This is a genomic window from Vibrio sp. 10N.261.52.C11 (genome assembly GCF_041471405.1).
Classification (GTDB): Bacteria; Pseudomonadota; Gammaproteobacteria; order Enterobacterales; family Vibrionaceae; genus Vibrio; species Vibrio crassostreae_C.
Genome location: NZ_JBFROI010000024.1, coordinates 205,939 through 211,142 on the forward strand (window position 1 = coordinate 205,939; position 5,204 = coordinate 211,142).

Annotated in this window: 3 protein-coding genes and 1 pseudogene; 2 read left to right on the top strand and 2 right to left on the bottom strand. The window is 36.4% G+C overall.

Going from position 1 to position 5,204, the window contains the following annotated elements; genetic code table 11:
- Nucleotides 1-2,860: hypothetical protein (locus tag AB4323_RS10220; RefSeq protein ID WP_372152333.1), on the bottom strand; the 2,860-nt coding region annotated here is incomplete at its 3' end.
- Between the two features lie 327 nt (nt 2,861-3,187).
- Here AB4323_RS10220 and AB4323_RS10225 point away from each other — a divergent pair.
- Both AB4323_RS10225 and AB4323_RS10230 read left to right on the top strand, forming a co-directional pair.
- Nucleotides 3,188-3,525 (top strand): annotated as a pseudogene (locus AB4323_RS10225) (cytosolic protein).
- A 295-nt stretch (nt 3,526-3,820) separates the two neighbouring features.
- Nucleotides 3,821-4,747 (top strand): hypothetical protein, encoded by a 927-nt coding sequence (locus AB4323_RS10230; RefSeq protein ID WP_372152335.1) that lies wholly within the window; start codon nt 3,821-3,823, stop codon nt 4,745-4,747.
- A 122-nt stretch (nt 4,748-4,869) separates the two neighbouring features.
- On the opposite strand, the gene AB4323_RS10235 is transcribed toward AB4323_RS10230, so the two are convergent.
- On the bottom strand, nt 4,870-5,204 hold a 335-nt coding region (locus tag AB4323_RS10235), incomplete at its 5' end, for a hypothetical protein (protein ID WP_372152338.1).

The window sequence follows — 5,204 nt, forward strand, 5'->3', positions numbered from 1 at the left end:
TTATTTTACTATTAAATGTGTTGTTTATTTCCATTTCCACGTTGACATTACAGAATATTGTATCTACAAAGCTGTTGGCTTCATATAATGCGACTTCTAATAAAAAGTCATCAGCACTATATTCTGAGAAGTTTAACCATTCTGATATACTTTCTAATCGAGTATCTAGATCATTTCTAGTTATAGAAACGGCGTCTACAAATTTCTTAGAGAATGTTCCTTTGAGAGATGTCTCTAAACTTTTTAACTCCTTTTTGAATAGTTCTCCTAATCCAACGTTTATAAGCGCACGACCTAATTTTAGACACTCTTCCGATTTGTTGGTCATTATTCCTAGACAGTAATTTATACAAGAGTCAATGTCATTATTGTCATTCATGAAAACGAGTAATTTAAATATATCGGACTCATCAATTATGATCTTAAATAGTTTATCTTTATCGTCTTTATCATTAGTTGCCACATGCATGTAAACAGATTTCAGTTTGTTTAAACGAGTGTCAACATTCTTAGAAAATCGTTTTATTTTATTTTGAAGCTCCTCATATTTATACCTAACAAGGAGACTACGACACTCTGTCTCGAAGATAATGTTATCTTTGTATTGATTATTTTCGTGGTCACAAATAATTCCTTCACTTTCAAATATTGATCTTAGTGAAGGCACGATACCGTTATGTCTAATATTTGTATTTAACTGATAATCTAAGCCGTATTTCTGGTCGAGTGTGTAGATATCTCGTATAGCCATGAAAAACTCGTATGCGCTAACAAATAAGTTAGTATTCACTTGGCAAGATATTTTATCAAATTCAAATTCAAAGTTATTCTTTTCTTTTGAATAGGATATTTGTAAGTTAGATATTATATTTTTTCTCTCAGATTTAAATATCTGAGCTATCATTTCATTATTAATGTTTATTTTACCAGGAGCGACATCAGATACACAGAGGTTCCTAGAAAACTGATGTTGAAGGAACTCTAATTCTTTAGATATTTCTTCTTCTTTGTATGATAGATCATTTTTTAATTTAGATAAGATTAGTGTCCTGTCTAGCATCCTATCGTTGGATGTCGGGTATACTTTCCTAATAATGTGTAAGGACTCTAAAACGTCTAAGTTACAAACTTTATGAAGCATGAATTTATGCTTCTCATCAGATATTTTTATATCACTTGGCTTTCTTAGGTCCATAAAATCCAAGTAATCATCTAGGTGTAATGCAACTATATGGGAGTCTTTTTTGCTGGTTAGAAGATAAAGGCTTATTGGAATCTCGACCATTGGCTCATCGACAGGATCACAGTCTTCGAGAATATCAATAATTTGTTTTTTATCGAGCCTTTCAATACTTAGGTTTCCTGAAAAATACATATCTGAAATATATTTGCAGGCCAGGTCAACTTGGTTGTTACTAAAGTAAGACAAAATTATTTTGTTGCTAATCTCATTGATCATGTGATTAGGCGTGTTTTTTATTCCCATATACGTTTCAATTGCAAGTGAAAACTCTCTCTCATGAAAGTGTTTGTCAGCTAGTCTTTTTCTAGTTCTATATTCAGGAATTCCATTGATGTATGCTTCAGAGTTATTGGTAATCGTTGAGCTTATAGAGTCTTTGATTTTTAATTTAGGATTGAATGGATTACTTGGTATTACAGTACACTCAAAGAAGTGATAGATATTTTCAATAGATTCAAGTTTATCTTCTGAAAATGAAATTATCTTTTTCTTGTTTCTAAGTGAGATAAATTGAATCGAGTCAAGGTTGTTGAATCTGAGAAATATTTTATTTATTTTGGAATCATTATCATTGTTATATTCTAGATTAAGTTCAATCAATTCCTTAAGTAGACTCTTATTCTTCAATGCTGTAATCCAGTTTTCATTGAAAAGAGAATTACAATAAAACTCGTATATTGAAGTAGCGTGAGGGTAGTTTTTAAGAAAGTCTTCACATAGACTAATACAGTATTTATAGTCCCCAGTAATATATGTATCACATATATTTACGAACTCTGATTCAATGTTTTTATCTAGGTAATCTTCAAAGTCATGGGAAAAGAAATTTTTCAATTTTACAGATCCAGTAGAATCTGCTAGATCAATGAATATACTTTTTAGCTTTGTAACTGAATTACCCTCAATTGAGTTACTAAACAGTAACCGGCATATAATGTTATAAATATCTACGATATTACTTTGCCAGAAATAGGAAAGGATAGTTTCTGTATCATATCGCTTTGATGCATCGAATCGATGTAGAAAGTCTACTATGTGCGCATCAAAAGCTTTTTCTTGTACGAGGCCTTCTTTTAGTGAATCTAACGAAAATTCCACTCTTTCTGCGATGCTATTGGGTGAAGTCCGCTCAAAAATAAGATCAATATCTCTTTTCTCAAGATCTGACTTAATGTTTTTCATTAGCGTATTGTAGAAATCTTCAAACTCTTCATATCGTTCTAACGATGCTAATAGCGCAAACTTGCACTCAACAAACCAGCAAGATAAACCTGAAACGTTTTTTACTGTTTCAATTGTGTCCAAAGCTTCTTCAAATTGACCTTTTAACACTTGATGTTCATATTGCGACTTTAGTGTATTAAAGGACGCTAGTAGTTTCTTTTCTTTTTGTAGCTTAATAAGAATTATCGACAGCACATGGTCAAGGGCACCACCAGGAATCATGCTTTCATCGCCACCGAACGGAGTTTTTAAAAACTTGGATTTGCTGAATAATAGCGACGCTTGAAAAATAGGATTGCTTAACTTTTTTCTGAGGGTGGCAATAAAAGTTGTAGTGTCCTTAATTTTCAGACATTGGGTCAATTCTTTTCGAAAGTTGTATTGTCTTTTCATTTGTTGACTTTTTTATCAATAATTGGTCTGTAAGGAATTGAATTATATATATTTTTATCTAGTATGCCTAATTGTTTATATTTTACTGGGGTCTCATTTTTTGTTTTTGTCTAATGACTTAACTGTTATAAAGAACTGCGATATCTCAAGGTGGCGACCAAGTAACATCAGAAATATGGAGCGGGCAGTTGGCGCTAGTCATCATCAACAGTTAGGGTACGTTTATCGACGGCAAATGGGTTGAACCTTGTCCTTAGTTACGCATTGGCGCTATGTTCTTTTCCTGATAGTTGTAGAATCCCCGCATTAGAAATATCGAGAACCACTATGTTTATCCGTCATGTAAGCGGCATCGACTGGCTGGTGATTACCGCCTTTGAAGAATTAAAACCGATGTTTATCGAAGACGCAGGTCCAATCCCATCTTACTTCTCTAGCAACAGTGAATTGAGCCTGATTGATCAAGCCAAGCGCAGCCATGGTTTTTTGCCGACACTCCGTGGCGTTATCTCTGATACGGGCACGTACCAATGCAAAGATCTTGAAGAGGATTTGAATCCACAACTCGCGTGTATCGTTGAGGGGAGAGGGCGTGTGTTTATCTACCACGGCGACTACGTGGCTTTTGTCGATGACGACAAACCTTCATTACCCGAATGGACTAATACTAGTGAAGTAGGGCAGTTGTAACTGTTATATAAATAGAGCTAAGGCCTCGCGTGTGCGAGGCCTTTTTGTTAGTTGGAGCTTTTGCTAGATACATTTATTCCCAATTTGCGAGTAATGATCACATCGTTCACTCGTTTATGGTCCTTAAACGACGGCCTCATAGTTATATAAATGCTCTACCAACCAACTCTAGATACGTAATTAGCACCGCTGTTATTAGTAATTGCTGACCGAATCTAGTGGTGCTTTCTACTGATAATCACTTTAACTATGTGTTTAGGACGTCCTGCTATGGCTAAGAAAATAATATTCATTCATGGTCGCGCTCAAAAGCCCGATAAAGCTTCCCTTCAAGCACTCTGGTACGAGGCTATAGAGCATGGCTTACAGCGAGATTGTATCGGCTCAAGTTCGTTACAAGCTTTTAAAGATGTCGATAAACGGTTTGTCTATTACGGTGAGCTATCAAATACATTGTTAGACAAACCAACGGAAGACCCTGCAAGTCGTCAGCAAGCGTTGTCTGAACTCAAAAAGTACAAGACAAGCCAGTTCAATAAAACAACGTATAACAAGGTATCTAAAATTGGTTTTCTGAAAGAGGCGTTAGCAGATACTTTTTCATCGCTATTTGGAAAGCTGGGTGTGGCCGAGACATTCATAACTAAGGTCGCGCCGGACATGGCGCACTATTGGAATGAAGATACCTATTTTGGCAGTGATGTTAGGCATAGGCTAATGGTTGAACTGAAGGAAGCGCTTGATAATCAGGATGATGTGATGATTGTAGCGCACAGCCTTGGGTCGATGATCAGTTATGACGTGCTGTGGAAGTTGTCTCATTACGGAGAGTATAGACACGACTATGGTGCAGACAAGAAGGTCAACTTATTGCTGACGCTCGGGTCCCCGTTAGGCGATGAAAACGTAAAAGATAGGCTAAAAGGGAGCCGCTTGAAAGATGAGAAGAAGTACCCGTTAAACATTCAGCAATGGATAAACATTTCGGCAGAAGATGATTTTATCTCTCATGACAGCAAAATTAGAAATGACTTTAAAGATATGCTCAAGCTGGATCTGATACCCGGTGGAATGAAAGATATTCACCCAGTTTATAACCTCAATATTCGCAACGGAAAAAGCAATCCCCATGCTTCTATCGGTTATCTCATTAATCCTAAATTCATCAAAGTATTGGATGAATGGCTCTCGAGTTGATGTGGTTTTACCATCGTAAATTGCTTCGGTGATCGTTCGTTGGAACGCAGATAAAACAAGGCCTTGCGTGTGCGAGGCCTTTTTGTTTGAACTGTCGAAGCAACTGACTTGGACAATATTAACTACTCTGTGTAGATCGCTATTCCATTCACCGTCTGTTCTGAAACAGGGATTAAGTACTGGTAGTCTGTGCCAACACCTCCCAAAACTACAGAGTTGTTGCTTCCTGTCGCTTGAAGTAAGACCCCATTAGCTCCTAATTTAGCCGCCTGATTTTTTAACTCTTCGATTGCATAGTCGATAGAGCCTTGTTTCGTTACACCTGCATCACTAGATGCATCAACCAAAGCTATTTTTTCATAGTTCTCAGGCGCTTCAAGATAAAGCGTAACCTCTTGAGGTGTAATTGGGTCTCTGGCTTCACCGACTAATATTGCTGGGCGTTGTTGATCAAATC

Excerpts from the sequence above, each read along its gene's own strand:
- AB4323_RS10230 (WP_372152335.1), top strand. The coding sequence starts at position 3,821 with ATGGCTAAGAAAATAATATTCATTCATGGTCGCGCTCAAAAGCCCGAT.